This window comes from Exiguobacterium sp. NPDC077395, assembly GCF_050269125.1.
GTDB lineage: Bacteria > Bacillota > Bacilli > Exiguobacteriales > Exiguobacteriaceae > Exiguobacterium > Exiguobacterium aestuarii_A.
In genome coordinates, this window is the sequence record NZ_JBNNHU010000004.1 from 19,128 (window position 1) to 45,443 (window position 26,316).

Consider the following 26,316-nt stretch of genomic DNA (forward strand, 5'->3'; position numbering starts at 1 on the left):
TTTCTGGAACGCAATATTTGCTATGGTAGGAAAGGAAAGAAGTGAGGACATGAAAAAACCTTGGATCAAACTACTTCTCTTGATCATTTGCTTACCAATTTTAAGCTATATCAGCTTGCGGGTCGGTGTCATTGCCGTCAGTCATGAAGATGTGATGATGTTTCAAGCAGACGGTTCATCACAAGCGATGATTGCGTTGGCAGACAATCGAATCCCACGTACAGTCGTTGCGCTACTCGTTGGGAGCGTACTCGGTCTCGCCGGTCTCATCTTTCAACTCGTGACGCGTAACCCGCTCGCATCTCCCGATATTTTGGCTGTGAACGCAGGTGCGAGCCTGGCCATCGTGCTCGTGACCCTTTTTGGGTTTAGCAGTATCGCCTCATTCACGACAGCTTCGCTCATCGGAGCGTTTATCGCCGGTGTGATTGTGTATCTGCTAAGTGCGAATGGTGGGAACGTCATGTATATGACACTTGCAGGTGCATCGCTCGCTGCTCTATTCAGCTCATTCACTCAGTCGATTATCGCTTATGAGGAAGGAGCGCTCGATGAGGTACTGTTCTGGTTGACCGGGTCGGTCGCTGGACGTTCGCTCAGTCTTGTCGAGGTCTTATTGCCATGGATGATGGGGGCGGTCGTGCTCGTCCTGCTTCTCAGTAAAGAGCTTGAGACGTTATCGCTCGGAGATCAGGTCGCACGTTCGCTCGGACAAAATGTCGGTGTCATCAAGTTTCTCGCGGTGACACTAGCTGTCGTGCTCTCCGCATTCGGGGTGGCGCTCGCAGGACCGATTGCATTTGTCGGCCTGCTCGCTCCCCATTTGGCGAAATATGTGTTCGGAACGGCCTTTTTCGCTCGTCTCGCAGGAAGTGCCCTGATCGGAAGTGTCCTGTTGCTTGCGGCCGATATTTTAGGACGAGTCATCTTGTTCCCACGCGAAGTGACGGTGGGCGTCGTGCTCGCGGTCGTCGGTGGGGCATTCTTCATCTATCTCGTCAGTGTCAGACAAGGAGTCTTTAAATCATGAAAACATATCGCTTTCGAAAAGGTCCCGTCTCGTTCACGCTCCGAAAGCGTGAAATCGAGTTGGCCCTCCTACTGATCACAGGGTTACTCCTGTCAATCTATTTCGGGCTCGCAATCGGCGACACGTTCCTCAGCCCGGCTTCGCTCGTTGCTTTGTTCGTCGGAGCGGGGGATGCGTTCGAACAGCTCGTCGTCTTCGAGTTTCGGATGCCACGCGTGTTGATGGCCATGACTGCCGGTGCGAGTCTCGCCGTCAGTGGCCATTTGTTACAACTGACGATTAAAAATGAATTGGCCTCCCCAGAGATTTTCGGGATTGTCGGTGGCGCCGGAGTTGCGACAGCCACGTTTTTCACCGTCTTCACGGATGAGCGAACGAACCAACTGTCGGTCCCGCTCGCTTATATCCCGATTGCCTCGTTTCTAGGAGCAATCATTGTCGGCATGTTCCTCTTTTATTTATTAAAACGTGGAGTTCCACCCGTCCGTCTTGCCCTCGTCGGGATTGGAATCAGCATCTTCTCGCAAGGGATTGTTCAGTTCATGATGCTCGCCTCGAACGTCTATCGGAAGAACGATATCCAACAATGGCTTACCGGTACTGTGTACGCCGCGACGTGGAATCAATTGAAGATCATGGTGCCGTTCGTGCTCCTCTTTTTATTGGCGGCCTTTTTGATTGAACGTCACGTGCGCCCGCTCCATATCAGTGAGGCGACGGCGACTAGCATCGGTGTTCCGGTACGCGGGATTCAGCGTGGAACGCTATTGCTATCGTGTCTACTCGCGGGAATTGGTGTCGCTTTCGTCGGTGCGATCGGGTTTGTCGGATTGATGGCACCCCATATCGCCCGTCAAGGATTGAAGCTCCCTTACGTCTGGGCGACGCTTCTCGTTGGGGCAACAATCGTGGTGTTGGCGGACGTACTCGCCCGGACTATTTTTTATCCGTACGAATTAAGGACTGGCGTGATGACGGCTGTCATCGGAGCGCCGTATTTCTTCTATTTACTTCGACGGATGATGAAAGGAAGCATGAGATGAACACATTTGATTTGAAACAAGTGACCATCGGATATGAACAAAAGACAGTGCTCGATCATTTATCGTTCTCTATTCCCCATGGAAAAATCACCGTTCTTCTCGGGGCGAACGGATGTGGGAAGTCAACGCTCCTCTCGACGCTCGCGAGACAGCGAGATGCACTAGGCGGGGAGATCGCATTTCGGGAAAAACCGCTTGATTCGTATCGGGCGAAAGAGGCGGCGCGACTCATGGCATTTATGCCGCAAGTAAACGTGGCACCGGATGGATTGACCGTCGAACAACTTGTCCGCTTCGGTCGTTATCCGTATCAGACGTTCTTCAAACGATACTCGGAAGACGATGAACGGGCGGTTGAGCGGGCACTCGCCTTCACGGATACAGTGTCGCTCCGTGACACGCTCGTTAGCAACCTTTCCGGTGGACAAAAGCAACGGGTATGGATCGCCTTGGCACTCGCCCAAGAGTCGGAGACGATTTTGCTCGATGAACCGACGACATACTTGGATATGTCGCACCAAATCGAGATTTTGGATTTAATGTATCGATTGAATCGGTTAGAAGGCAAAACCATCATCATGGTACTTCATGACCTCCATCTCGCTTGTCGCTATGCCGATCATGTCATCGCTCTCGCAGGTGGTAACGTGTATCGGGAAGGCAGTCCGAACGATGTCGTCGACGAGACGTTCATGAAAGACGTATTCGGTCTCAAGGTCGTCGTAACCGAAGACCCGCTATATGGGACACCACTCTGTGTACCGTATTCGCACTACGAGTTGAATGAAAAACGACCGATCTGAACCTAGTCTACGGACTAGGTTTTTTTACGGAAAAGCAGGGAAAAAGAGTAGGGTAAGTGCGCGTCGTGTTTTTTACCTTAGAGGAGGAATTTTTCATGGCTAAAAAGGAAAAACAACCGTATCACATCGTCACGTTCACGTTCCCGGAAGAGGCCATCTCGTATCAGGCGTTCAGTAAACTGAAAAAGTATCATTCGGATGGACTCGTCGGATTCGAACAATTGGTCGTCATCAAGCGTGAAGAAAACGGGGCGTTCTCGTTTGAGGATGCGGCGCAACTCGCACCCGTCAACAAGTCAACGAAAGGTGCGCTCATCGGGATGGCGGTTGGAATCCTCGGAGGTCCGTTCGGAATTTTGTTCGGGACACTCACAGGTGGTCTCATCGGCGGTACGAAAGACGTGAAGCATATGCAAGGCATTCAAGATACATTCAAACGAACTGTCGGTAACATCGAACCCGGTCAGACCGGCGTCATGGCCATCGGGGAAGAATTTGACCCATCGATTTTAGACGGGCTTGCAGAAGAGTATGGAGGAACGGTCACACGGACAGACGAGGAGTTGTGAGATATGAAACTCGGAATCTTAGGTGCCGGGAAAGTCGGGCGCACGCTCGGAGAGCAATTCGAACAGGCCGGTTATGAGGTGCTGTACGGAACACGGACTGAGCGGGAAGGGACGTTGACGTTACAAGAAGTCGCCTCAGCAAGCGATGCCCTTCTGCTATGTACACCTTTTGCGGCAGCGGTGGATCTGCTGCCGACACTTGATGGACTGAATGGGAAAGTCCTGATTGATGTGACGAATCCGATCGCCATCGAGTTTAACGAAGTCGAGCGACCGGACGGGGTGTCGGGCGCGGAGTATTTGCAGCGACTCGTTCCCGATACGAAAGTCGTCAAGGCGTTCAACCAGACAGGCGTCGAGAATTTAGGTAATCCGGATGGTTCTGTCATGTTTGTCGCAGGAGATGATGAAGAAGCGGTGCGACTTGTCGTCGAGCTATCGAACAAGATCGATTTCGATACGCATCCGCTCCATGGGTTGAAGCTTGCCCGTGAACTAGAAGGGTTAGCGTGGCTATGGATTCATTATGCGGTGAAAGAACGGAAGACACGGGACTTCGCATTCTACTTAAAAGAACAGTGAAAAACGATCGGGGCGAGTAGCCTCGATCGTTTTTTGATTAGAATCCTGTATAGCGATCAGAACGTGTTTGAAGCAGCTCAATCGTCTCGCGTTCGATTTGTTCGACTTCGCGCTGTTGCCAACCTGGCATGAGAAACGCATCGACGAGTGCCCAGATTCCTGTGATGATGGCACCGAAACCGAGCGTCAAGACGACGAGGAGGACCATCGCAATTCCTGACCCAATCTTTTTGAAATAAAAGCGATGTGCACCGAGTGCACCGAGGAAAAACCAAAGTAAATACGCGACGAGTAAGCTGCGCTTGCGCTTCTCGACTTCGCTGTTGACGAGCTGCATTTCTTCCGTCATCAAATCCATGCGTGACACATTCATCGGATTTCAACTCCCTATCCATAATTGTTATAATAAGTTCGGACTCTAGTATATCGGAAAATGGATTTGTTTCCATGATTTCCTAAAAAGAAAAGAGGTTTGCTATGCTTTTTCCGATTTTGACGTTCATCGTCGCGTTTGTTCACGTCGTCGGTGGGGCGATTGCGCTGTATCAATTTCCACAATATAAACGAATGGCCATCAGTGCCATCGTACTCGGATTCGTCTACGGTGGGTTGACTGTGGCTGTGATCGGGTTATGAAGTGGGGGGGCAAATGGACCACTTCGTTCGCGTCTTCACATGCAGAGTGGCTATCAGTTGGGGACATATCTATTTTTAGGTCTCATCATCTTTGATTTACTTTTAGGTGACGTTCCGAGAACCTCATTTGCGATGTATGCCTTGTTCTTTTACTTTTGGCAACGGGAACGTGTCGAGAAAGAAGAGAAGGGGTTAGCCGAAAAGATGAAGCAGCGGTCGAACGAGTGGACGATCACACTTGTCGTCTTGCTTTGCTTCGGAGGCTATGTCGTCTCGCTCGGTTTACAAGATCCTTCTATTTCATTGCTCGAGCTGAGCATTTACGGCTTCTCGACAGTCTTTTGTATCCGGGCGTTGACATTGATTTATGCCATGCACCAAGAACAGCTCGATTAAAACCCATCCCTCCGCATGAGAAAGGATGGGTTTTATTTAGGAAGCCGCTCGTCGTAGGACGAGCTTTTCTTTTACATAAATTCCGCTATAGACGAGGAAGCAGCCGAAGCTGACCAACAGTCCGATATAGACGCTCATCATGAACGGGGTGAGAAGCGACCCGATCAAAATCGTCGAACGTGATAAGAAGTCGGCACCGGCGAACGACGTTCCGGCAAATGCTGAGTACGCACCACGTCGGTCTTCTGGCATCATGTTCGCCTTCTCCGTGTTCAATACGGGTGAGTACAACAATTCTCCGAACGTGGCGATGAGCATGAAGCCGAGAAGGAGCATCATCGAGTTCGCGCTCGTGATGACCGCGTAGCCGATTGTGTACAACGCGAGCCCGCCGAGTAATGTGTATTTATTCGAGAAGCGTGAGGCGAGACGTTGAATGAAGAACGTCAACGCGACGACGATGAGCGTGTTCTCGATTTGAATGAGACTCATCATCCGCACCCCGTTGATCGTCCAGTCTTCGAACGAGAGCGGTTCAAATGAATCGGCGAGTCGGACGGCGACATAACTACCCATCGAGAACTCAGCGGCGAGGATACACATCGAGCCGAAGACGACTTTGACGAACGGGCGGTCACGCCAGGCGATTTGATAGCTTTGAAACACGTCGACGAAGACGAGCTTGAGCTTTTGTGAGGTCCACGTCTGTTTCGTGTCTTCAAGGAAGATGGCGTACGCAATCGGCAACATGCTTGACGTGAACGTCAAAATCCAAAACAGTAACAGCTGATTACTGACATAGAGCCAGCCTCCGAGCGCCGTCCCAATCGTGATCGATAAGTTGATCAACCAGTAATCGAGCGCGTATACGGCTTTTCGGTTCTCCGGCGTCGTCGCATCGATGATGATCGCGCTCATCGCCGGCCGACCGAGGTTATTTGTGACCGTGAAGATCGTATAGGCGATCATGAAGACGATCATCTGGTCGAACTGAAGACTGAGCGTCATGACGAGAAACATGAATGCTGTGAGGCTAGCCGTCAACACGAGGAGTCGCTTCCGTGAAAATTTATCAGCGAGGTATCCCCCGATTAACCCGATGACGTATCCGAGACAGACGAGCGAGACTAAGAAGATGCCTGCAATCAATTCATTGAACGCTTTGACAAAGAGGAGTGCCATAAACGGCATGATGGCGAATGAGACCGAACGATTGAAAAATGATGTCACGAGTCGAACTTTAATTGGCTTAGGTATATCTTTCCATTTCATCTTGTCACCTTCCATTCTGTACCTGTATGATAAACAAGACAATGGATTTGAAAAATGGACGATATGGGGAAAAGATGTCCACTTTTAGGGGGATGCGACGTGGATGCATATTTATTTCGATTGTGGAAAGAGTGTCGGGACGGGGCGTACACGATTTCTGATATGGCGGAAGCTATCCATTTAAGCCCGAAGCAGACGAAGCGTCATTTGGCACGATGGCAAGAGGAAGGATGGCTCACGTATACGAGCGGACGCGGTCGCGGAAACTTGACGCGACTTGAATGGCTGCGACACGTGGAGCGCGACTTGGCGAAACAGCTACTCGAACGCATGGAGAAAGAGTCGGTCGAGGCGGTGACGAGTCAGCTCGAATGGGACTGGTCGCCTGCGCAGGCAGGGCGCTTCATGCGCCAGCTTGAGAAGAAGTTCGGTTACGTCCAAACATCGAGCGATGCGCTCATCATTCCGCGCCGTCGTCACTTTTTAACGACACATCCGCTTGAGGCGGCTGACATTCATAGCGCTCACCTCGTCCAAAACGTATTCAATCGTCTCTTCATGATTGATGCGTCCGGAGAGGTCACAGGAGAGCTTGCCCATCATTACGAATGGCAAGGAAGTACGCTCGTCTTGTTTCTTCGGAAAGGCGTCCGTTTTCATGACGGGTCGCTCATGACGAGTAAAGACGTGACGAAGAGTTTACGCACACTCGTTCAGTCGGATGTGTATCGCTATATGTACCGGCACGTCCGGCACATCGCATCGAACGGCACGTATCGCGTCGATGTCACGCTCGACCGGCGCCGAAATTCCTACATCCCGAAACTGTCGATGATTCATACGAGCATCGCGAAAGGGAGCGTCGGGACGGGTCCGTTTCAATTGGATCGCCACGACAAGGAGAAGACGGTCCTTCTCGCTTTCGAGAACTATTTTGGAGTCCGAGCGCTCTTAGATCGTGTCGAGTTCATCAAAGTGCCGGACGGATATGACCCGACGTATCGAATCTCGTCGCGGGATTCCAAGGAGACCGGACTGATCTCGACACCGTCCGGGTTCGGGCTTGTCATCTTAAACAGTCATCCGCATAGTGTGTTCGCGAATGAAGAGGCGAGGCATTATATGCATCGCTTGATTGCGGAGATTCGTCCGGAAATCGGGACGTTGAATGAGCGAAGAACACCGAACGACCGAGGTTTTCTCGGTTCGCTGAGTGAGACGTATGATGTTCCAAAAGGGGTACCCGTCACGTTCGACCGTCCGATACGAATCAAACAGACGGACTATACGAACGATACGACCGACTGGATTGCCGAGATGTTGACGCGTCATGGGATTGCCTATGAGTTCGTGCCCATCAGCTTCAAAGATTCGATTCACGACAAAACGTATTATGAATATGTCGACCTGGTCGTTCACGGGGAAGTGTTCGAGCGGAACGTGACGCTCGGGTTCGAACAATTTATGTCGAACGAGTACTCGCCGCCGCATAAGGTGTTCCCTTACATGGAGGGGATAGCGGAACGGATCGAACAGTATGACGAGTTACCGTTTGAGGACTGGTTGCCCCTGCACCGCGAGATTGAGCGTGAGTTGAAAGAGAAGTCGTACTTCATCCCGCTCTATAACGAGGAGCGGACGATTCCGTTCCCAGTCGAGCTGAAAGACGTCTGTGTCGACTTGTTCGGTTATTTTGATTTTGCAAAACTATGGATTCCGTCGTAAGGAGGGGTATGGTGCGTAAGAAGTTACTCATTGGGTTCATGATCTTTTTTGTAGGACTGTTTTTGTTCGCGCTATGGGATGGTGAATTCGTCGCCTTGTCAATCACTGGTCTAGGGTTTGCGATTTATGGTTATCGACACGAAGAGATTGAAAAGCTTGAGGAAAAGGTGACGAAGAGAATTATGAGACAAGTCGATGCGACACTCATGAGCATCACAATCTATGGATTGTTGGTCATTAGCATTATCATCAATTTCTTTATTGATGAACCACAAATCTCATTGATTGATGTCATTTATGTCGCATTAGGTGTGTTGTTCGGTCTGCGTGGACTGCTCATTCGGAGTGTCTATCAAGAAGAAATACAGGATCAATCGAAAGTGACAACGATAAGAAAAACCCCGAGTTCGTAAGACTCGGGGATGATGAAAAATAAAGTAAACATCTCATATCGTTTCAATAATCAGGAACGCAATAATGATTTTGATTTAGGCACCAACAATTAAAATGATACGACCTTCTTCTAGGGCAAGAGATTTAATGTTTCCAACCTTTACTTTTTGAAGAATTCCCATCGTACTCAAATCTAGAGTGAGAGTGCGAGCATCATAGGAAATATAGGGATCGTGGTTTAAAAACATAGCATTAAACATCTCTTTGTCAGTCGGTTCAACGTTGACCACTGAGAAGACAATTTTTCGTCCTAAAGCTTCTTTAGGTACAACTGTTAATTTAAAACGTACATCTTTTGAAAAAAAGGATACTCCAACTTTTTTGGTCCCACTTAAGATGAGTTGTCCGTCCGTCACTGCAACAGTGACATCCGATAGTTCCTTAATTTTTGGATCTAGAAAAGATTGAAGTAATGACGCCTCGATTGGGACAGTAACAGCTAAGTTATTCATAAGATTTTTAAACATAATACCAGCTCCAATTCCCATTTTATACTTAATAATGTAATTATAATCATGGAAAGCGAATTAGTGTTCAATATCTTCTGTAAGAGGTCAATAAAAACCCCGAGCTCGTAAGACTCGGGGTTTCGTTATGCGGATTTGTCCGTGCCTTCTTTTTTGACTTTTCGGGCGAGTGCCAAGATTTGATACACTTTGAAAAAGTCGTAAGCGGCGACGGCGATGATGAAGTACGTCCAGAAGCTGAACCCATACTCTTGTACCGAGAAGTACGCGAGGACGGTGAACAACACACCGAACGAGAGACTGAAGAGCATCATCACTTTTAATTGTCGCGGCATAACTGCCACCTCATTTCTACATTAAAAATAGTACGAGCATCACGAGCGCGTTGTTGAACGCGTGGATGGCGATTGGCACGATTAAGCGTCTCGTTTTCGCATACGCGTATGAGAACGCGAAGCTCATCGCGATATACACGAGGAACCGATTGTCTTGGTGGATGAGCGCGAATAGGATCGAACTGACCCCAAAAGCAATCCAGAACCCGAAGCGAGCGTTCAAGTTTCCGAACAAAATATGACGGAAGAGAATCTCTTCAATAATCGGTCCGAGCAAGACGACCGGCAAAATCATGAGTGGAATGACTTCCACCATCTCGGCAATATTTTGTGTGTTCATCGACTCGACCAGTTCACCAGAGATGGCCGTCTCAATCAAGTTCGCCACGATGACAAGTCCATATTGCATCAAAATTCCGAGCCCGATCCATTTAACCGTGTCGTTCAAGTTCGACTGAATGCCTTGCGCCTTGTATTGTTTCAAGTCCGGCCAGATGAGTAAAATCGACAGAACAATCGTCACACCGAATCCGATGGCGAGCCAGAGCCCGACGAACGTTTCTGTTAACCATTCCGGTCGCACTTCGCTAATCACGAGCGGGAACAGTTGGACGAACGCATATAGTAAAATCGGGGTGAGGTGCCGGAGACGAATGTTAGGCGCCATCGAAAAACGGGTATTTATCGATTGGTTTGAGTTTAGTGTAGCCAATTCAACACGTCCTTAATCATAAGAGTGAACCTACCTTTTTCTCATTGTAACAAATAAGTTCTCTTGACCGCGAGTAAGAGCATTTTTTAATGTATCCCCCTTGATTTTTTTATCGACACATACTACACTAATCAGTGTTAGCACTCCTTTTAACTGAGTGCTAAAACCTTACGATACACATTACATCATTCATATTCGGAGGAGGGTTTTTCCATGTTAAAACCACTAGGCGATCGTGTCATCATCGAAGTCGTGGAGAAAGAAGAAAAGACGATCGGGGGCATCGTGCTTCCTGATACAGCGAAAGAAAAGCCACAACAAGGGAAAGTCGTCGCAGTCGGAACAGGCCGCGTGACAGACGAAGGCAAGCGCATCGATCTCGACGTGAAAGAAAATGATTTGGTCATCTACTCGAAGTACGCAGGTACCGAAGTGAAGCATGATGGAAAAGAGTACTTAATCGTTCGCGAGAGCGATATTCTCGCAATCGTAGGCTAAGCACCATTATTCAAAAACTTTTTTAGGGGGAAATGAACGATGGCAAAAGATATCAAATTCTCAGAAGATGCACGTCACGCGATGCTTCGCGGCGTCGACGCACTCGCTGACGCAGTCAAAGTAACGATTGGACCAAAAGGACGTAACGTCGTCCTCGAGAAAAAATTCGGTTCACCACTCATCACGAACGATGGCGTGACAATCGCGAAAGAAATCGAACTCGAAGACCGCTTCGAAAACATGGGCGCGAAACTCGTTGCTGAAGTCGCGTCGAAGACGAACGAAGTCGCAGGGGACGGTACGACAACAGCGACAGTCCTCGCACAAGCGATGATTCGTGAAGGGCTCAAGAACGTCACAGCGGGCGCAAACCCGATGATCCTTCGTAAAGGAATCGACAAAGCGGTGCGTCGCGCACTCGAAGAATTGAAATTGATTTCAAAACCGATCGAGTCAAAAGAAGCGATCGCACAAGTCGCAGCCATCTCGGCAGCTGACGAAGAAGTTGGTGAATTGATCGCAGAAGCGATGGAGCGCGTCGGTAACGACGGTGTCATCACCATCGAAGAATCACGCGGCTTCACGACTGAACTCGACGTCGTCGAAGGGATGCAGTTCGACCGTGGCTACTTGTCACCATACATGATCTCGGACTCTGACAAGATGGAAGCGTCACTCGACAACCCGTACATCTTGATCACAGATAAGAAGATCTCAAACATTCAAGAGATCATCCCAGTGCTCGAGCAAGTCGTGCAACAAGGGAAGCCAATCTTGATCGTCGCAGAAGATATCGAAGGCGATGCCCTCGCGACACTCGTCTTGAACAAACTCCGTGGTACGTTCAACGCGGTAGCCGTCAAAGCACCAGGATTTGGTGACCGTCGTAAAGCGATGCTCGAAGACCTTGCGACACTCACAGGTGGTCAAGTCATCACAGAAGACCTCGGTCTCGACCTCAAATCAGCATCACTCGACATGCTCGGTCGCGCATCGAAAGTCGTCGTCACAAAAGACACAACGACTGTCGTTGAAGGTGCAGGGAACGAAGAAACGATCAAAGCACGCGTTCAAACGATCCGTAACCAAATCGAAGAGACAACGTCTGACTTCGACCGTGAAAAACTCCAAGAGCGTCTCGCGAAACTCGCGGGTGGCGTAGCCGTCGTCAAAGTCGGTGCAGCTACGGAGACAGAGCTCAAAGAGCGTAAACTCCGCATTGAAGACGCACTCAACGCGACACGTGCAGCAGTTGAAGAAGGAATTGTTGCGGGTGGTGGTACATCACTCATCAACGTCATCCCAGCTGTTCGTGCGTTGCTTGCAGAAGTGACAGCGGATGAAGCGACTGGTGTCAAACTCGTCCTTCGTGCGCTCGAAGCACCGGTCCGTCAAATCGCGGAAAACGCGGGTGAAGAAGGTTCGGTCATCGTTGAAAAGCTCAAGAACGAGTCAGTCGGTGTCGGGTACAACGCGGCAACTGGCGAATACGTCGACATGATCGCACATGGTATCGTCGACCCGGCGAAAGTGACGCGTTCAGCACTTCAAAACGCAGCATCTGTTTCAGCGATGTTCCTCACAACAGAGGCCGTCATCGCAGACAAGCCAGAAAAAGACGCTCCTGCAATGCCTGACATGGGCGGTATGGGTGGAATGGGCGGTATGATGTAAGTCTATTCTTCAGAGTTGAAGGGAGAAACTCGGTTTATAGAGTTTCTCCTTTTTAATATGAATTTTAATAAAACCCTGATAAAGTGCACTGCGAAAAACGAATATTTGAGCTACAAAATAACTGCTATTAGACTATAATTAGTGTAAGTTATCTTCCAGAAAAATAGAAAAGAATAGATTTATAAACGACAGATTCTTAATAAATGTAAAATGAGGTATTCAAAATGATTAATTTTCAAGACAAAGTAAGTTTTATTTGGTCAATCGCAGAGGTTTTACGTGGACCTTACAAACCAGAAGACTACGGAAAAATTGTACTGCCATTAGCCGTATTGCGCCGATTTGACTGTGTGTTAGAAAGTACGAAAGAAGAAGTATTAGCAAAAGCTGATCGATTTTCATCAATGAGTGAAGAGGCTCGTGAACCCATTTTGAATCGCATCTCTAAGCAAAATTTTCACAATACAAGCAAATATGATTTTAATAAGTTATTAACGGATTCGGATAATATCGCTGATAACTTACGCGACTACATAAATGGCTTTTCAAAAGTGGCACGAGATATCATGGATCATTTTGATTTTGATCGCCAAATTGATAAGTTGGATCAAAACAACTTATTATATTTAACGATTAAGCGCTTTAGCGAAATCGACTTACATCCTGAAACTGTTTCGAACATTGAAATGGGTTATGTATTTGAGGAATTAATTCGTCGATTTAATGAGAATGCAGAAGCAGGGGACCATTATACGCCTCGTGAAGTAATTACCTTAATGACCCATCTATTGTTCTTACATGACGATGCAAGTGTTCTAACCAAGCCGGGTTTAACACAAACATTGTACGACTGTGCTGCTGGGACTGGCGGAATGGGGTCTGTAGCTCAAGATTATCTATCAAGTCAAAACCCTACGGCGCACTTAGAATTTTTCGGACAGGAAATCAACCCAGAATCATATGCGATTTGTAAAGCAGACTTACTCATTAAAGGTGAAGATGCACGAAATATTCGTTTAGGAAATACATTGTCCAACGACCAGTTCTCTCGTGAAAAATTTGATTATCTCATTTCGAACCCTCCTTATGGAGTTGATTGGAAATCATATGAGAAACCAATCAAAGAAGAACATGCGCAACAAGGTTTCAGTGGAAGGTTCGGTCCAGGGACACCTCGTACGAGTGATGGACAACTACTATTTTTATTGCATTTATTATCGAAAATGAAGCCTGTAACACCTGAAAATCCACAAGGTTCACGTTTGGCCATTATTATGAACGGATCTCCTTTATTTACAGGAGATGCTGGTTCTGGTGAAAGTGAAATTCGTAAATATGTTCTAGAAAACGATTTAGTAGAAGGTATCGTGGCGTTACCAAATGATCTATTCTACAACACAGGTATTTCAACGTATATTTGGATCCTAACAAATAATAAGTCTCCACTTCATAAAGGAAAAGTGCGCTTAGTTAATGCGGTAGACTTCTCGAAAAAGATGAAAAAATCTATGGGTAGCAAGCGTAATGAAATTACAGAAGAACAAATCAATGAAATCGTGCGTTTATACGGGGATGCGCAGCCACATGAAAATGTAAAGATTTTCGATAATGAAGACTTTGGTTATTCGAAAATTACAGTAGAACGCCCGTTACGATTGAACTTCCAAGTGAGCGAAGAGCGTTTAGCACGTGTTGCTGAAGAAAAAGGGTTCGTGAACTTAGCAACATCAAAGAAGAAAGGCGATGCAGGTCACTTTGAAGTTGAAGAAGGGAAGAAGCTACAAACACAAATTTTATATGTGTTACGTACATTAGAGAGCGATACAGTATATAAAAATCGTGATGAGTTTACGAAGGTGTTAAAAGCTGCTTTCAAAGAAGCAGACATCAAGATTGGAGCACCTGTATTAAAAGCGATTTTAGCAGGTCTTGCTGAAAAAGATGAAACAGCTGATGTATGCATGAAGAACAAAACGGAAATCGAGCCTGATTCAGATTTACGTGATACAGAAATCGTTCCGTTAAAAGAAAAGATTGAAGACTATTTTGCTCGTGAAGTGTTACCGCACGTACCTGATGCATGGATTGACGAAACGAAAACAAAAATTGGGTACGAGATTCCATTCACTCGCCAGTTTTATAAATACACAGCATTGCGTAGCTCAGCAGAAATTATGGATGAAATTCGTACGTTAGAAACGGAGATTGCGGAGCAGTTAAAGAAGGTGATGGGTAAATGACGTATCCATTAGTCAGAATGAAATTCATTGCAGATGAAAAGTTAATGTATGGTGCAAATGAATCAGCAGAATTAGATGATAGAGACTTACCACGATACATTCGAATAACAGACTTAAATTCAGAAGGTAATTTGAAAGAAGACACTTTTAAGTCTCTAGAGTGGGAAAAAGCCAAACCATATTTATTGAGAAAAGGTGATATTTTATTTGCACGTAGTGGAGCAACTGTCGGTAAAGCTTATATTCACGAAACGGGTGAACCGGCTTGTTATGCAGGGTATTTAATAAAATTAAAGGTGGATTTAAAGAAGTGTTTGCCAAAGTTCGTTTTTTATTACACACAGACAAATAAGTATGCGGCATGGATTGCAGAAAATACAATTCAAGCTACTATTCAAAATGTTAGTGCAGAAAAATACGCAAATTTATTTTTACCACTGCCTAGTCTTAAATTACAAGAAATCATCATAAAATATTTAGAGAACAATGTTGCACATATAGACGGGCTTATTGCTAAAAAGATAAAATACATTGATTTATTAGAACAACAACGCCAATCAATCATCACAGAAGCGGTAACAAAAGGGTTAAATCCGAATGTAAAAATGAAAGATTCAGGTGTTAAGTGGATAGGTGAAATTCCAGAAAAATGGAAAAATGTTAAGTTAGGTTGGTATATATCGATTTTTGGAAGTGTTGAAATATCAGGTGGTTATTTTACTGCACCTTTTTTCAAAGTCAATGATTTGAATATGGACAAAGGCAAGTTAGTTTTAAGTAAATCTAATGGAATGGTAGAAAACAATACTCCACCAATTACGGGAAAGAAAATTTTAATTCCAAAGAGGGGAGCTGCTATTTTTACAAATAAGGTGAGAGTTATTTATGAGGACTGTTATATTGACTCTAATCTTATGGCTATCGTACCTAAAAAAGAACTTAAGATTAAATATTTAGCTTATCTTTTATGGGCAAGAAAATTAGGAGATATAGCTGATACTTCAACGATTCCACAAATTAACAATAAACAAATTAATCCATTAAAAGTTCCTTTACCTTCTATTGAAGAACAAAGTGAAATTGTACGTTATATTGAACATTCTTCTGATGAAATACTAAATTTAATTAGAAATATAGAAAACCAAATTAACAATCTAAAAGAATACCGCCAAGCCCTAATTTACGAAGCAGTTACAGGCAAGATTGACGTACGTGATATGGAACTTGATTAAGTGAGGTGAGTTGTAATGGCGATGGATACTTCAGAAAAAGGATTCGAATCGAATATTGAAGTTGAGTTAATTGCGAATGGCTATAAAAAACGCGTGCTGGAAGGTGACGCAAGTAAAGCTTTTAAGCAGCATGCTATCGACGTAGAGGAACTGTTTGCGTTCTTAGAGGATACACAGGAAAAACGCATGCGTACGCTTGAGAAGTCGTATGGTCCTTCTTACAAAGAAGAAGTGCTAAAGCGCATTAAAGATCAACTGCATAAGCAAGGGCTAGTCGAGTGCTTACGTAAAGGAATTAAAGATCGTGGTGTGACGTTAAACCTTGCTTATAATAAGCCACCAACGGATATGAACAAGACGTTGAACGAGCAATATCAATTGAACCGTTTTAATGTGTCTCGCCAAGTCTATTACAGCGACAAGCATAACAATAGTTTGGATATGGTGTTGTTCCTAAACGGTCTACCACTAGTCGTGATGGAGCTAAAGAATCCGCTAACGAATCAAACGGTGGAACATGCGATGAAACAGTTAAAAAATGATCGAGATCCTTGGGAGCAACTGTTTAAGTTTAACGAACGAGTGGCAGTTTATTTTGCTGTGGATCCGGACGAAGTGTTCATGACGACAAAACTCGATAAAGGGAAAACCTATTTCTTACCTTTCAATAAAGGGAATCAGGGAGGCAAAGGAAATCCTTTGCCTCAGGACAGCAATTATCGGACACATTATTTGTGGGATGAGATTTTAGCACCTGACAGTCTCCTTGATATCCTTTATCGTTTCATTTTCGTGAAAAAAGATGATATTAAGGACTCGAACGGTGAGATTATTGGAGAGCGACAAATGCTCATCTTCCCTCGTTTTCATCAATTGGATGCAGTTCGTAAAATCGAGACAGATGTATCTCGTCATCTCGTCGGTCGTAACTATCTAATCCAACACTCTGCTGGCTCAGGGAAAACGAACTCGATTTCATGGCTCGCCCATCGATTGGCGAAATTACATAACGAGAACAACGAATCGATTTTTAGTAGCGTCATCGTCATTACAGATCGGCGCGTCTTAGATAAGCAGTTGCAAGATGCGGTTTATCAGTTGGAGCATAAAGCAGGGATGGTTGAGCCGATTGATAAAAACTCTGACCAACTCGCACGTGCGATTAACAACGAGACACGCATTATCATTACGACGCTTCAAAAGTTCCCGTTCGTTTTAGAAAAGGTGGCGGGACTAGAACGTAAAAAGTATGCAGTCATCATTGATGAAGCGCACTCCTCTCAAGGTGGTAAAGCATCGACCGCTCTGACAAACGTCTTATCCGATAAGACGTTAGAAGCAGCATACGAAGAAGATCGGATTGCCGAGGATAACTTGGATGATGTCGATGAGAAAATCGTAGAAGCTATCATGAAGAGTGGGAAACAAGATAATGTGTCATTCTTCGCGTTTACGGCTACCCCAAAACCAAAGACGCTAGAAAAGTTTGGAACAGTCGGTCCAGACGGTAAACCGGCAGCATTCCATCAGTATACGATGCGCCAGGCAATCGAAGAAGGATTTATTCTAGATGTCCTCGAGAATTACACGACGTACAAGACGTTTTGGAAGATTGCGAAAACCGTAGACGATGATCCAGAAGTCTCGCAAAAGCAAGCGACGAAGAAATTGGCTCAATACGTGTCTCTGCACCCACATAGTATTGCGCAGAAGGCAGAAATTATCATTGAGCATTATCGGAATTTTGTACAGCGTAAAATCGGAGGTAGAGCCAAAGCAATGGTGGTAACGGCGAGCCGATTGCACGCCGTACGCTACAAAATCGCCTTTGATCGTTATATTAATGAGATGGGGTACAATGACTTGAAAACAGTGGTGGCGTTTTCCGGAACTGTTCAAGACGGTGGACTCAATTACACAGAGCCGGATATGAATCAGTTTTCAGAAAGAGAGCTCCCGGAAAAGTTCAACTCCGATGAATATAAGGTCTTGCTAGTAGCGGAAAAATATCAAACTGGATTTGATGAACCACTCCTCCACACGATGTATGTAGATAAACCGTTAAGCGGTATAAAGGCGGTTCAAACTTTGTCTCGTTTGAATCGGACTTGCCCCGGTAAAGAAGATACATTCGTACTAGATTTTGTAAATGAACCAGAAGAAATTCAGGCATCGTTCCAACCTTATTATGAATCGACGAGCTTATCTGAAGTGACTGACCCGAACATCTTGTATGATATGCAGGCTGAAATCGAACCATATCAATTATTTACGACCGAAGAAGTGCAAAGGGTCAACGAACTTGAAGTGACAGGTGGAGCGAACAAGTCCACAAAAGCTCAGATTGAGTTGAATGCGATTCTTGATAAAGGTGTAGACCGATTCAAAAACCTTTCAAACGAGGAACAGGATGCATTTAAACAAGTAGCTACTAAGTTTGCACGAACATATGGATTCATTTTACAAGTCATTACGTTCATCGATTTGGACTTACACAAGTTATATATTTATCTGACGTACTTACTCCGTAAGTTACCTCGAGGTCGGGATGACAAAGATGTTTACTTGGCTGATGATGTGACGCTTGAATACTATCGCAACCAAAAAGTGTTTGAAGGTGGCATCGAGCTCCAGAAAACCGGAGGATATGACTTGAGCCCTCAGAAGCATGGGTCAGGTGTTGCAGGAGATGACGAGAAGGTCCGCTTATCGAGTGTATTAGACAAATTAAATGAACGCTTTGGCACACAATTCACGGAAACAGATTTTCTTTCGCGTGAGCAAGTAAAAGAGGATATGTTAAATAGTGAAGATATTCGTGAAAAGGCAAAGAACAATACAAAAGAGAATTTTAAATTCGCATTCGAGAAGACGTTCATCAACTTCGTCATTGACCGAATGAGTAGCAATGAAGAGTTCTTCCTGAAAATCTTAGAAAACGATGAGTTTAAAACGGTGATTATGGAAGATATGATGAATGAAGTGTATGGGGAAGTGAATAATTAAAAAATGGTGTGAAGACTCACATAAAGTCTTCGCACCATTCTTGTATCTTGCCTTTTACTGACGACAGGTTATAGATCAAAGAACGCAAGATGATCATCCGATAACTTTGGATGAAGTGTCCGCCGATCTAACAGTTCATTGTTCCATTCACAGGATGTCTCACTTAAGAACAAACAACAATGGCATGCTGCAGCTTTGCGATCTTGTCCACCTTCCAGGCAAGTCGGGTCTGAGGAGCAGTACTCCGTCAATTCAATGGCACGCTTTAACATCAATGACATCTTCTCTGGCTTGGCGAGTTCAATTAATCCTCCTAAACTGCTTTCAGAGTCACCTTCGGCCGTATGGATTAGTACAGAGGCAGCACCATTCTCAAAATATAATCGTTCCCGTAAGGAGGTAGAAGAATAACCGCTCGTTTCAGCGAACGCTCGAATTAAAGCGTGAGCAAATGTGTGAAGCAAGATGTGACGCGGATATAATTCGATCTCAGCTTGGTCACGTTTCAGACGTTTTTGTTGAAATCTTGCTAACTGACTTTCAAAGATACGCTTTACAGAGTCGCGACTTTCCCATTCTTCAATCATCTCTGGATTTAATTCAATAAATATCCCTTCGCCAAAAATTTCGATTCCTGGATACCAGTTTGTATGATTTTTAAAGATGGAAACACCATCTCCTGCTTTACGTTCGACGAATGAATCGGCATATTTCAAACGATTAAAACTAGTCAAGGCACGGACTTCGCGCATCAAATCTACACGTGTAATGTGACTGATGTAGTCCGTCCAGTCTTCGGGAACAGGCACCCGCTCCGCTTGGCAATCTTTTTCTTGGAGTGGCGCAGTTTTCGTATGCTTCCATGCACTAAGTTCACGTTGCTTAATAGAACCAAAAGAAATGTCGTCCAATTGTCGATTAGAGTCTAAGTAATGAACTCCTTTTTGAATATCATTTTCTGTCCAATCTCCGTCACTTAATATGCCTTTCAACATGACGATTTTTTGTTCTGAGGAAAAATTTGACCATGTATTTTTAAATAACTCATATTTTTTATCGATTTCTTGATAAATCGCTTCAGAACTTGCTGTTTTAAGTGGAAGTGTAATCACGCTTTGGACATTTGGAATGTGTAGTTTTGTCTCTCCACGCAAAGCCACTGTCATTTCAGCATCGCAAGTCTCGACTTGATGATGTAAAATCCATGGTTTGGTTCCAGCGCATTTTTTACCCGTGACGCGTTCGAGCTCTCCTTTTTCTTTGATTCTTGCTAAAGAAACGGGAGGTGCTTCACAATTCATGCATATAATTCGCATTGTTTTGTAAGAACTCGATAGCGTCCCCTTATCTGTCATCAATCGTAAACGAGGCTTATCGCAAACATCATGTCCTTGATGCGCCCACTTTACCCAAGGGAAATCGCTAATGTGTCCCTTACGACATACCGTTACAAAACGCATCGGCGCATATTTCACTCCAAGAGGTTCACATTTTGGATTCGTACAAAACGTACGTCTCGGTTGATCTGTCATGGATCCACAATTCGGACAGAAGCGCCAGATTGGAAAACGTGATACTTTCGTTCGGATTGCTTCGGGGTTGCTATTTAGTAGGCGAATCGGCTTCTGATTGAATGCGCTCATGACAGCATCATGATCTTCCTCTCGAATTTGACCGTATTTAAACTTCCATTGATCCACTGCATTCGTGATAAAACTACCATCCGGCAAATCAACGATCGCTCCCGGTCCAAAGTGATGAAGTAATTGAGCCGCTCGAATTGAGCCACGTTGATAAGAATGCTTTGAATCACCAGCTGTCATAGCGATTGACCTCCTCTTCCACTTTAATTTCAGGTTCCACACTACGTAAAGAAGTGAGTGCAAACATCGCCTCGTGAGTATAAGGTGTTTCTTCAAAGTACTTCAACAAATGATGTGACGTATTCATCGGTCTACCATTCACAATTTTTTGCCGATAGGCTAGTTCGTGATTTGTACGAGTAGCGAGTGATTCCCATGTATCTAACACTTCACTGACGAGCTGACGAGTTTCTGTTTCTGAACAATCGTAAACAGATTTAGCTCGAGCAACGAAGCGATCAATCATCGAAGCATCTACGGCATCTAAGTTAAATTGACCTGCACTATTGGCTTTTGAAATAGGAGGTGAGGTCATCGTTTGACGAATTAATCCCACGAGAACACCAGTAATTCCACGTTTTAATGCACCTTTTGAGAATGGTGTGACACTTGTAGGTTCGACATATTGATAGAACGACTGATGAAATGATTTGAACTGCTCAAAGTGGAACAAATCGCGTGTCCGTCGAGGATTCAGAATTGTCACGACAATACCAGGGTGTTGACGCCCAACTCGGCTTGTAGCTTGAATATACTCAGCAGTTGTCTTCGGTTGACCATGCACAACCATCAAGCCAAGGCGGTTGACGTCAACTCCAACTGAAATCATATTTGTACATAGCACAGCATCCAATACTTCATCATTCTCAAATGTTCGTTCCATTCGAGCTAATAATTCAGGAATTTCCTGTGCTTTTTTGCGACTCGTTAACTCTTCGAAATCGAGTAATGGTTCTTCAACTTCATTTGCCTGAAGATAGGTTCGAATTTCGTCATAAAACATTGTATTCGTTCCGGCCAATTCACGTATGGTATTGAAATATCCGACGACGGTCCAATACGGATCGAGTTCTGCTTGCTTTTCTTGTTTCCGAGTCGCTGCAATTAGCGCTCCATATACATTCACTGTATGGATTTTCATACTGACGCCTGGCGAAGAAACTCCTACATACAGACGTCCTGGTTTCTCATCAATCGGAACTGTTTTAGAGAAAAATGAGTCGTCAGGTGATTGAATATAGACAGGGAATTGATTTGCCGGGCGGTCATATAGCCCTCGAATCTGAGATTCTGCCCCACTGATTGTAGCAGTTGAAGCTACTATTTTTGGTTTTGATTCCCCGAAGCCCATAAGCTCCTCAATCACAAACTCATATAATCCTGTTAAAGAGCCCAGCGGACCATTTAATAGATGTAGCTCATCTTGAATTACGAGATCCGCAGGTGGGAGCCAAGTCTGTTGCTGAGTCAAATCTTGTGTCGGAGAATCACCTATAAACTTATTACTAGAGGCTCGATAGGATGATTTGCGACCAAACAATTCGCCAATTCGTGGTTGCCAAGCGATTTGTGCTAGTTTATCGACTGTTCCAATGACGAGTGACGGTAAATGGTCATAAATCGCCTCGTCAATCGTATAAGCTGGTATACCACTATGAAACGTGCATCTTGCCTTTGGACATTTGATTGTCGCTTTACTCCGATCGACAGAATAGCATTGTACATTTAACTTCTCACCACACCAAGGACAATGGCTAAGTTGCATCGGGTTTCCGACCTCACCGTTCTCGAGAGGCTCGTTACTTTCTAGTTTTTGGAGAGCAATTTTTGCATCATCATAATTATTTGGTGTAGATGCACTTCCGATCCAAAGTCCAATTGAAAACGGGACGGTGCCTAGATCTGCTGATTGAATATCAGAAATCTGTTTTGAGTAAGTATCTTCGTGTCGACGAATTGCTTCCATGGCACATATAAGAAGTGTCGCGCGTTGGAACTGTTGAATGGTTAGTAAGCGGAGTGTGTAGCGCATCATGACACTCATGCCACCATAACTCATTGGATTGCTAACATCATTCTTTAAGCGGCGAACAAACATCACAAACGCTGCTAGACCGAGATAAGCTTCCGTTTTACCTCCACCGGTCGGAAACCACAGCAAGTCGACAAGCTGACGGTCTTCATGTTGCTCGTCAAAACTACTAGGTAAGTTCATGAGAATAAAGGCTAACTGAAATAAACGCCATTCGCTTTTAACGGGTTCAAAATCATATCGTCCTGTTTCTTTATAGACCGAGGCATGGATTCCTTGCTCGCGTTGAATATGCATCGCTAAGTTCGAGAGTCTGAAACCGGTCCATGCTTTGTCGTTCGTCTCCAAAAGACGAATGCCATCGTACATACGCGAGCAAGTTTCTCTTGCTTGTTCAACTTGTTGTAAAAGTAAGGATTGATCCATTTCGCTAAGTCCATCTAACTTCGCTGATTCATCCCTAATCCATTCCATATACGCATCTGGTAATTTGTTTAATCGAGAAATGACTTCATCTTTAGGCTGTTTAGCCAAATCGAGCATATTAAACGACGTATCTGTCAAACGTTGATGCTCGACAAGTGGCACTTCTTCTTTTGGTAACCATGTTGTTGTGAAGTAGTAGGTTGTATCATCTACAGACCAATCTGTACCGATTTGGTGACCGATAATCGGTACAGTTCGTTCGCGATATAAGAAGTTAATTAAGTTATTCATGCCGTAAGCAGGACGAGGCACAATCGACTGCTTATTAATGCTAAACGATAGTTGCGGTTGGAAGATGATTTCGTCTTGTCTCGGAAAACGGTTAGTTGAACTCAAATCCAAGCTATGGACGAGATAAAGACTAATGTCTAACCCTGATTTACCTGAGCGAACATACCATTTTAAAAGTAGGTTTGAATCTAAGTCGACTGACAGTTCACCACTTTGTTTTAAATCGAGTGAGATAGTTTTTGAGAACGGACGCCGCTTGTAATGAAAAGAGCTGTCTTCTTCTACGGATTCATAACGAGCCCAATTGATGTGACAAGTTAGTGGGGTAATGTCATTTAAAATGAAACTAACGCCCATGCTTGAATTACGGAATTGGTCTTGAGAAGTAATGATTTCTTCAATGGCTTCACCTTCAACAGTAATGCCTTCCACTTCATTTAAAGGTTGATCCGTTTCTTCTTCATGAATGACGTTAGATGAGGCACCATATGGAAAGAGGCGACCGGTCAAATAGTAAGAACTTGGTGCAGCTTTGAGTGTTTCATATTCACCATTTTGTGGTCCTATCAATCTTTTTTCTAGGTTTTCAACGAGTGCAGTTCGTTGTTTAGGTGTAAAAGCTTTAGCTTGTGTAGATTGCTTCTTCTGACTAATTAATTGAAGAGTTTCCTCATTCATTTGAATTTGCGATTGATGTGTTAAAATCTGTCGAAGTTGTCGCAAATCGATGAACTCATCTTCAAGTAAATCTAATACCTCATCAATCGAGGCTTGTTGATTATCTTTACCTGATAAAAAATTAACTAGGCTTTGGATAATATCATTCATTATTTTGCCCCTTTCTTATATAATTTAATTGTAAAACATTTGAATAAAGGGGGCGAGGGGAAATGATGGAATCTTCAGGGGTAGTCTCTTCAAATATTAGTTATATTCAGTTGGCATTTAACTCACTTCACACTGACGTATTGACGCGAGAGAAATTAATTGAATATTTGATGATGATTTGGGATTCAGGGCGAGGCTGTAAGCGAGAAGATGCTGTACGGAATTTAACTACAGCGTTAGAAGCAAACGTACCGTCAGTCATTAGCGAAGGAGATTATGTAAGACGAAAAAATGATCCTTCGTCACAATTTGACTCGCTTGAGCGTGAACTACGTCAAAACCGAGAACCTATTTTAATGAGTAATAACTTGAAAAACAAAATAGCAAGTTTATATAAAGACCCTCGATTTATTGTTTTAAACGGAAAGCACGGGCATAAAGACGCACAGTATGTCATTCTTAGCGAATGGCAATTGCTAAATGATTTGGTCCATCGCTATATGTACAAGAATAAGCTTGAAAATATCGTCAGACATGATGTGATTGCAAAAGTAAAATCATACTATGACATTCAAGATTCTAACGTCTTGTTCTTTCCTAAAGTAGATTCTCGTTTCAAGACATCTTATCAACGGATTAGTTTAAATGATTATGATAATCCACCAATGGATTACAACATCACCGTTTCACCAGATATTCTTGAAGAAATTGAAGCACAGAAAGGCGCCATTGTTGAGCACCTGAAACGGAATCGTGAAACACCAATTAAAATTCGAGAAGTGATTCAAAAATATTTTCGAAAACAGCCATATGAAAATATATTCTCTGCTTATTATGAAGGGTTGAGACAAGTTTTAAAGATGGAACGAAATATTGTTATTTCTCAAAACACAATTATTTATGATGATTCCAAACCTAAAGAACTACTAGATCTCACTTTAAATAAAACGCGAGGGAAAACAATTATTTCTCCAATTCCATCGCCACGACTAAAGCAGAGCTTAAACGTTACCGAACCAAATAAACGTGAACGTACAGCCAATAATCGTGTGACGGTTCGTTTATCTACACTCGAACGAAGAAATTCTACGTTTCAGGTGTCTGGTGAGTTGGCAAAGTATTTTGCCGCTGGACAGTTAGAGGTATTAAATCAGTCGAGTCCTTTTATCCTTACCATGAACGCAAAAGGTCAGGCAGGAAGCCACAGCTTTAGCGATTTTCTCTTTGAACATCGAATTAAACCGGGGCAAAAGATGATATTCGAGAATCTTCAGGAGGGTAAAGCGACTGTCAGATTGGCTCCGTATCTACCAGAGGATATACTCGAAGCTGAGCGGCTTAACCGTCTACAAGAACTCGATCCATCCATCGAACATCCAAGCGCACGTTCACTCTTAGTAAACTATTTATTGAAACAGAAATCTCCCGTTCCTGTGGATAAGTTAATTGAAGAGGTTCAACAGCAATATCCATATTCACCGAAAACGGTCGAGTCAATTCTGTACAAACATCCCTACTTCATTCAAGATACGCTTCACACATGGCGCTTTGATCCGGGCCTTTGGAATTCACGTCAAGAATCCAATAGTTTGTTAAATATGAACGAAGAATTGATTCAGATTTGGGGAGAGTTAATACCATTCATATATGAAGGTAGTAACGCACCAGCTCCACATTTTATCCCACAAGATGTCGAAGACGTTCGTGTCATTATATGGGGTGGTCAATCTCCATTAAATCGAACTCAGGAATTTGAGTATAGAGAAGGTGGAATGCTACTTAACCCTAATTCAATCAATCAGAATTTGGACGAAGAACAGTTTTTGACATGGGCGTCTCTCATATATGAACAAGGAAAAAGTAGTTCGACTACAAGACATGCTTTTGATCAAAAAATCGAACGTTTCTTTCGACTAGCTGGAGTTAAAACGAATGTACTAGCGATCCCTACTTTCCCAGCTTTACGGTTACCTCATCGATTAAAGTGTTCCCGATTAACGAAATCAATCTTGAATGGTAGCCATCCTGAAAGTACGCTTTTAGCACCGTTGTTATTTGAACAGTATCGGATAATGATGTGGTTTATTAACGAACATAATGCACATGTCGTTGTCTTGAATTTTGATGAGACGGAGTACTCATACTTCCTCTATGCGATGCTTGGATACTCTGAGCCGATAGAACGCAAAGCGCTCACTGCATTGTTAGAAGATCGACAAATGCCAATTAGAGAAGACAAGCGTGTGTTGTGGAATTGGAGCGAATCTACAAAACCATTCTTTAATCTAGGTAACGTAGCATTTGAGCGGAATTACCAATTGGCTAGCGAGTTGTTTAAATTGTATGACGGTGAAGCATGGAAAACTGTTAAGCAAGAAGAGTTTGTGGTGCGTTGAGATCAGGTTTTCAAACATGGAGGTATC

22 protein-coding genes are annotated in these 26,316 nt (G+C 44.2%); 15 read left to right on the forward strand and 7 right to left on the reverse strand.

The window, feature by feature from the left end; genetic code table 11:
* The first annotated feature begins 49 nt into the window (after positions 1-49).
* The 5 genes from ACQKD4_RS13360 (at position 50) to ACQKD4_RS13380 (ending at position 4,027) form a co-directional block, all read left to right on the forward strand.
* The gene (locus ACQKD4_RS13360) at positions 50-1,030 is read left to right on the forward strand and encodes a FecCD family ABC transporter permease (protein ID WP_274665259.1); all 981 of its coding nucleotides are present in this window, start codon (positions 50-52) and stop codon (positions 1,028-1,030) included.
* The gene (locus ACQKD4_RS13365; protein WP_427373657.1) at positions 1,027-2,073 is read left to right on the forward strand and encodes a FecCD family ABC transporter permease; all 1,047 of its coding nucleotides are present in this window, start codon (positions 1,027-1,029) and stop codon (positions 2,071-2,073) included. The genes ACQKD4_RS13360 and ACQKD4_RS13365 overlap by 4 nt, the downstream gene beginning before the upstream one ends.
* Positions 2,070-2,876: an ABC transporter ATP-binding protein gene (locus ACQKD4_RS13370; protein WP_337874774.1), complete on the forward strand. Its 807-nt coding sequence runs from the start codon at positions 2,070-2,072 to the stop codon at positions 2,874-2,876. The genes ACQKD4_RS13365 and ACQKD4_RS13370 overlap by 4 nt, the downstream gene beginning before the upstream one ends.
* Positions 2,877-2,971: 95 nt before the next feature.
* The gene (locus ACQKD4_RS13375) at positions 2,972-3,445 is read left to right on the forward strand and encodes a hypothetical protein (protein WP_214697041.1); all 474 of its coding nucleotides are present in this window, start codon (positions 2,972-2,974) and stop codon (positions 3,443-3,445) included.
* A 3-nt stretch (positions 3,446-3,448) separates the two neighbouring features.
* Positions 3,449-4,027 (forward strand): NADPH-dependent F420 reductase, encoded by a 579-nt coding sequence (locus ACQKD4_RS13380; RefSeq protein WP_427373658.1) that lies wholly within the window; start codon positions 3,449-3,451, stop codon positions 4,025-4,027.
* Positions 4,028-4,064: 37 nt separating this feature from the next.
* Here ACQKD4_RS13380 and ACQKD4_RS13385 read toward each other — a convergent pair whose 3' ends face one another.
* The gene (locus tag ACQKD4_RS13385; RefSeq protein ID WP_427373660.1) at positions 4,065-4,400 is read right to left on the reverse strand and encodes a TM2 domain-containing protein; all 336 of its coding nucleotides are present in this window, start codon (positions 4,398-4,400) and stop codon (positions 4,065-4,067) included.
* 104 nt (positions 4,401-4,504) lie between these two features.
* On the opposite strand from ACQKD4_RS13385, the gene ACQKD4_RS13390 reads away from it, so the two are divergent.
* Both ACQKD4_RS13390 and ACQKD4_RS13395 read left to right on the forward strand, forming a co-directional pair.
* Positions 4,505-4,663 (forward strand): hypothetical protein, encoded by a 159-nt coding sequence (locus ACQKD4_RS13390; RefSeq protein WP_427373661.1) that lies wholly within the window; start codon positions 4,505-4,507, stop codon positions 4,661-4,663.
* A gap of 57 nt (positions 4,664-4,720) precedes the next feature.
* Positions 4,721-5,059: a hypothetical protein gene (locus ACQKD4_RS13395; protein WP_427373662.1), complete on the forward strand. Its 339-nt coding sequence runs from the start codon at positions 4,721-4,723 to the stop codon at positions 5,057-5,059.
* Between the two features lie 36 nt (positions 5,060-5,095).
* On the opposite strand, the gene ACQKD4_RS13400 is transcribed toward ACQKD4_RS13395, so the two are convergent.
* A complete protein-coding gene (locus ACQKD4_RS13400; RefSeq protein ID WP_427373663.1) occupies positions 5,096-6,331 on the reverse strand; it encodes an MDR family MFS transporter in 1,236 nt (411 codons plus the stop codon).
* Between the two features lie 99 nt (positions 6,332-6,430).
* On the opposite strand from ACQKD4_RS13400, the gene ACQKD4_RS13405 reads away from it, so the two are divergent.
* Positions 6,431-8,056: an ABC transporter substrate-binding protein gene (locus ACQKD4_RS13405; RefSeq protein WP_427373665.1), complete on the forward strand. Its 1,626-nt coding sequence runs from the start codon at positions 6,431-6,433 to the stop codon at positions 8,054-8,056.
* An 11-nt stretch (positions 8,057-8,067) separates the two neighbouring features.
* The gene (locus ACQKD4_RS13410; RefSeq protein ID WP_427373667.1) at positions 8,068-8,469 is read left to right on the forward strand and encodes a hypothetical protein; all 402 of its coding nucleotides are present in this window, start codon (positions 8,068-8,070) and stop codon (positions 8,467-8,469) included.
* A gap of 75 nt (positions 8,470-8,544) precedes the next feature.
* Here ACQKD4_RS13410 and ACQKD4_RS13415 read toward each other — a convergent pair whose 3' ends face one another.
* The 3 genes from ACQKD4_RS13415 to ACQKD4_RS13425 all read right to left on the reverse strand — a co-directional run bounded on the left by ACQKD4_RS13415 (position 8,545) and on the right by ACQKD4_RS13425 (position 10,023).
* Positions 8,545-8,976, reverse strand: a complete 432-nt coding sequence (locus ACQKD4_RS13415; RefSeq protein ID WP_427373668.1) for a hypothetical protein — start codon at positions 8,974-8,976, stop codon at positions 8,545-8,547.
* A gap of 125 nt (positions 8,977-9,101) precedes the next feature.
* A complete protein-coding gene (locus ACQKD4_RS13420) occupies positions 9,102-9,311 on the reverse strand; it encodes a YdiK family protein (protein WP_015880600.1) in 210 nt (69 codons plus the stop codon).
* A gap of 16 nt (positions 9,312-9,327) precedes the next feature.
* On the reverse strand, positions 9,328-10,023 hold the full coding sequence (locus ACQKD4_RS13425; RefSeq protein WP_084156048.1) for a CPBP family intramembrane glutamic endopeptidase: 696 nt from the start codon (positions 10,021-10,023) through the stop codon (positions 9,328-9,330).
* 213 nt (positions 10,024-10,236) lie between these two features.
* On the opposite strand from ACQKD4_RS13425, the gene groES reads away from it, so the two are divergent.
* From groES to ACQKD4_RS13450, 5 genes are all read left to right on the forward strand, one after another.
* On the forward strand, positions 10,237-10,521 hold the full coding sequence (gene groES, locus ACQKD4_RS13430) for a co-chaperone GroES (protein ID WP_015880602.1): 285 nt from the start codon (positions 10,237-10,239) through the stop codon (positions 10,519-10,521).
* 39 nt (positions 10,522-10,560) lie between these two features.
* Positions 10,561-12,195: a chaperonin GroEL gene (groL, locus tag ACQKD4_RS13435; protein ID WP_214697033.1), complete on the forward strand. Its 1,635-nt coding sequence runs from the start codon at positions 10,561-10,563 to the stop codon at positions 12,193-12,195.
* A gap of 224 nt (positions 12,196-12,419) precedes the next feature.
* Entirely contained in the window at positions 12,420-14,435 is a 2,016-nt protein-coding gene (locus ACQKD4_RS13440; RefSeq protein WP_427373669.1) for a type I restriction-modification system subunit M, read from the forward strand.
* Positions 14,432-15,667: a restriction endonuclease subunit S gene (locus ACQKD4_RS13445; protein ID WP_427373671.1), complete on the forward strand. Its 1,236-nt coding sequence runs from the start codon at positions 14,432-14,434 to the stop codon at positions 15,665-15,667. Before ACQKD4_RS13440 ends, ACQKD4_RS13445 begins: the two co-directional genes overlap by 4 nt.
* A 15-nt stretch (positions 15,668-15,682) precedes the next feature.
* The gene (locus tag ACQKD4_RS13450) at positions 15,683-18,673 is read left to right on the forward strand and encodes a type I restriction endonuclease subunit R (RefSeq protein ID WP_427373673.1); all 2,991 of its coding nucleotides are present in this window, start codon (positions 15,683-15,685) and stop codon (positions 18,671-18,673) included.
* A gap of 68 nt (positions 18,674-18,741) precedes the next feature.
* On the opposite strand, the gene drmB is transcribed toward ACQKD4_RS13450, so the two are convergent.
* Positions 18,742-20,496 carry a DrmB family protein gene (gene drmB / locus ACQKD4_RS13455; protein WP_427373675.1) on the reverse strand — a complete coding sequence of 585 codons (1,755 nt, stop codon included), beginning with the start codon at positions 20,494-20,496 and terminating at the stop codon, positions 18,742-18,744.
* On the reverse strand, positions 20,483-23,893 hold the full coding sequence (gene drmA / locus ACQKD4_RS13460) for a DISARM system helicase DrmA (protein WP_427373677.1): 3,411 nt from the start codon (positions 23,891-23,893) through the stop codon (positions 20,483-20,485). Before drmA ends, drmB begins: the two co-directional genes overlap by 14 nt.
* Before the next feature lie 62 nt (positions 23,894-23,955).
* Between drmA and ACQKD4_RS13465 the strand changes: the two genes are divergently transcribed.
* The gene (locus ACQKD4_RS13465; RefSeq protein ID WP_427373679.1) at positions 23,956-26,289 is read left to right on the forward strand and encodes a hypothetical protein; all 2,334 of its coding nucleotides are present in this window, start codon (positions 23,956-23,958) and stop codon (positions 26,287-26,289) included.
* Positions 26,290-26,316 lie beyond the last annotated feature (27 nt).

What these genes read in the sequence shown, in the direction of transcription:
- ACQKD4_RS13390 (WP_427373661.1), top strand. Translation starts at nt 4,505, where the DNA reads ATGCTTTTTCCGATTTTGACGTTCATCGTCGCGTTTGTTCACGTCGTC.
- groES (WP_015880602.1), top strand. Translation starts at nt 10,237, where the DNA reads ATGTTAAAACCACTAGGCGATCGTGTCATCATCGAAGTCGTGGAGAAA.
- ACQKD4_RS13465 (WP_427373679.1), top strand. Translation starts at nt 23,956, where the DNA reads ATGATGGAATCTTCAGGGGTAGTCTCTTCAAATATTAGTTATATTCAG.
- drmB (WP_427373675.1), bottom strand. Translation starts at nt 20,496, where the DNA reads ATGACAGCTGGTGATTCAAAGCATTCTTATCAACGTGGCTCAATTCGA.
- ACQKD4_RS13385 (WP_427373660.1), bottom strand. Translation starts at nt 4,400, where the DNA reads ATGAATGTGTCACGCATGGATTTGATGACGGAAGAAATGCAGCTCGTC.
- ACQKD4_RS13400 (WP_427373663.1), bottom strand. Translation starts at nt 6,331, where the DNA reads ATGAAATGGAAAGATATACCTAAGCCAATTAAAGTTCGACTCGTGACA.
- ACQKD4_RS13380 (WP_427373658.1), top strand. Translation starts at nt 3,449, where the DNA reads ATGAAACTCGGAATCTTAGGTGCCGGGAAAGTCGGGCGCACGCTCGGA.
- ACQKD4_RS13440 (WP_427373669.1), top strand. Translation starts at nt 12,420, where the DNA reads ATGATTAATTTTCAAGACAAAGTAAGTTTTATTTGGTCAATCGCAGAG.
- ACQKD4_RS13375 (WP_214697041.1), top strand. Translation starts at nt 2,972, where the DNA reads ATGGCTAAAAAGGAAAAACAACCGTATCACATCGTCACGTTCACGTTC.
- ACQKD4_RS13450 (WP_427373673.1), top strand. Translation starts at nt 15,683, where the DNA reads ATGGCGATGGATACTTCAGAAAAAGGATTCGAATCGAATATTGAAGTT.
- groL (WP_214697033.1), top strand. Translation starts at nt 10,561, where the DNA reads ATGGCAAAAGATATCAAATTCTCAGAAGATGCACGTCACGCGATGCTT.
- ACQKD4_RS13415 (WP_427373668.1), bottom strand. Translation starts at nt 8,976, where the DNA reads ATGTTTAAAAATCTTATGAATAACTTAGCTGTTACTGTCCCAATCGAG.
- ACQKD4_RS13365 (WP_427373657.1), top strand. Translation starts at nt 1,027, where the DNA reads ATGAAAACATATCGCTTTCGAAAAGGTCCCGTCTCGTTCACGCTCCGA.
- ACQKD4_RS13370 (WP_337874774.1), top strand. Translation starts at nt 2,070, where the DNA reads ATGAACACATTTGATTTGAAACAAGTGACCATCGGATATGAACAAAAG.
- ACQKD4_RS13420 (WP_015880600.1), bottom strand. Translation starts at nt 9,311, where the DNA reads ATGCCGCGACAATTAAAAGTGATGATGCTCTTCAGTCTCTCGTTCGGT.
- ACQKD4_RS13360 (WP_274665259.1), top strand. Translation starts at nt 50, where the DNA reads ATGAAAAAACCTTGGATCAAACTACTTCTCTTGATCATTTGCTTACCA.
- ACQKD4_RS13445 (WP_427373671.1), top strand. Translation starts at nt 14,432, where the DNA reads ATGACGTATCCATTAGTCAGAATGAAATTCATTGCAGATGAAAAGTTA.
- drmA (WP_427373677.1), bottom strand. Translation starts at nt 23,893, where the DNA reads ATGAATGATATTATCCAAAGCCTAGTTAATTTTTTATCAGGTAAAGAT.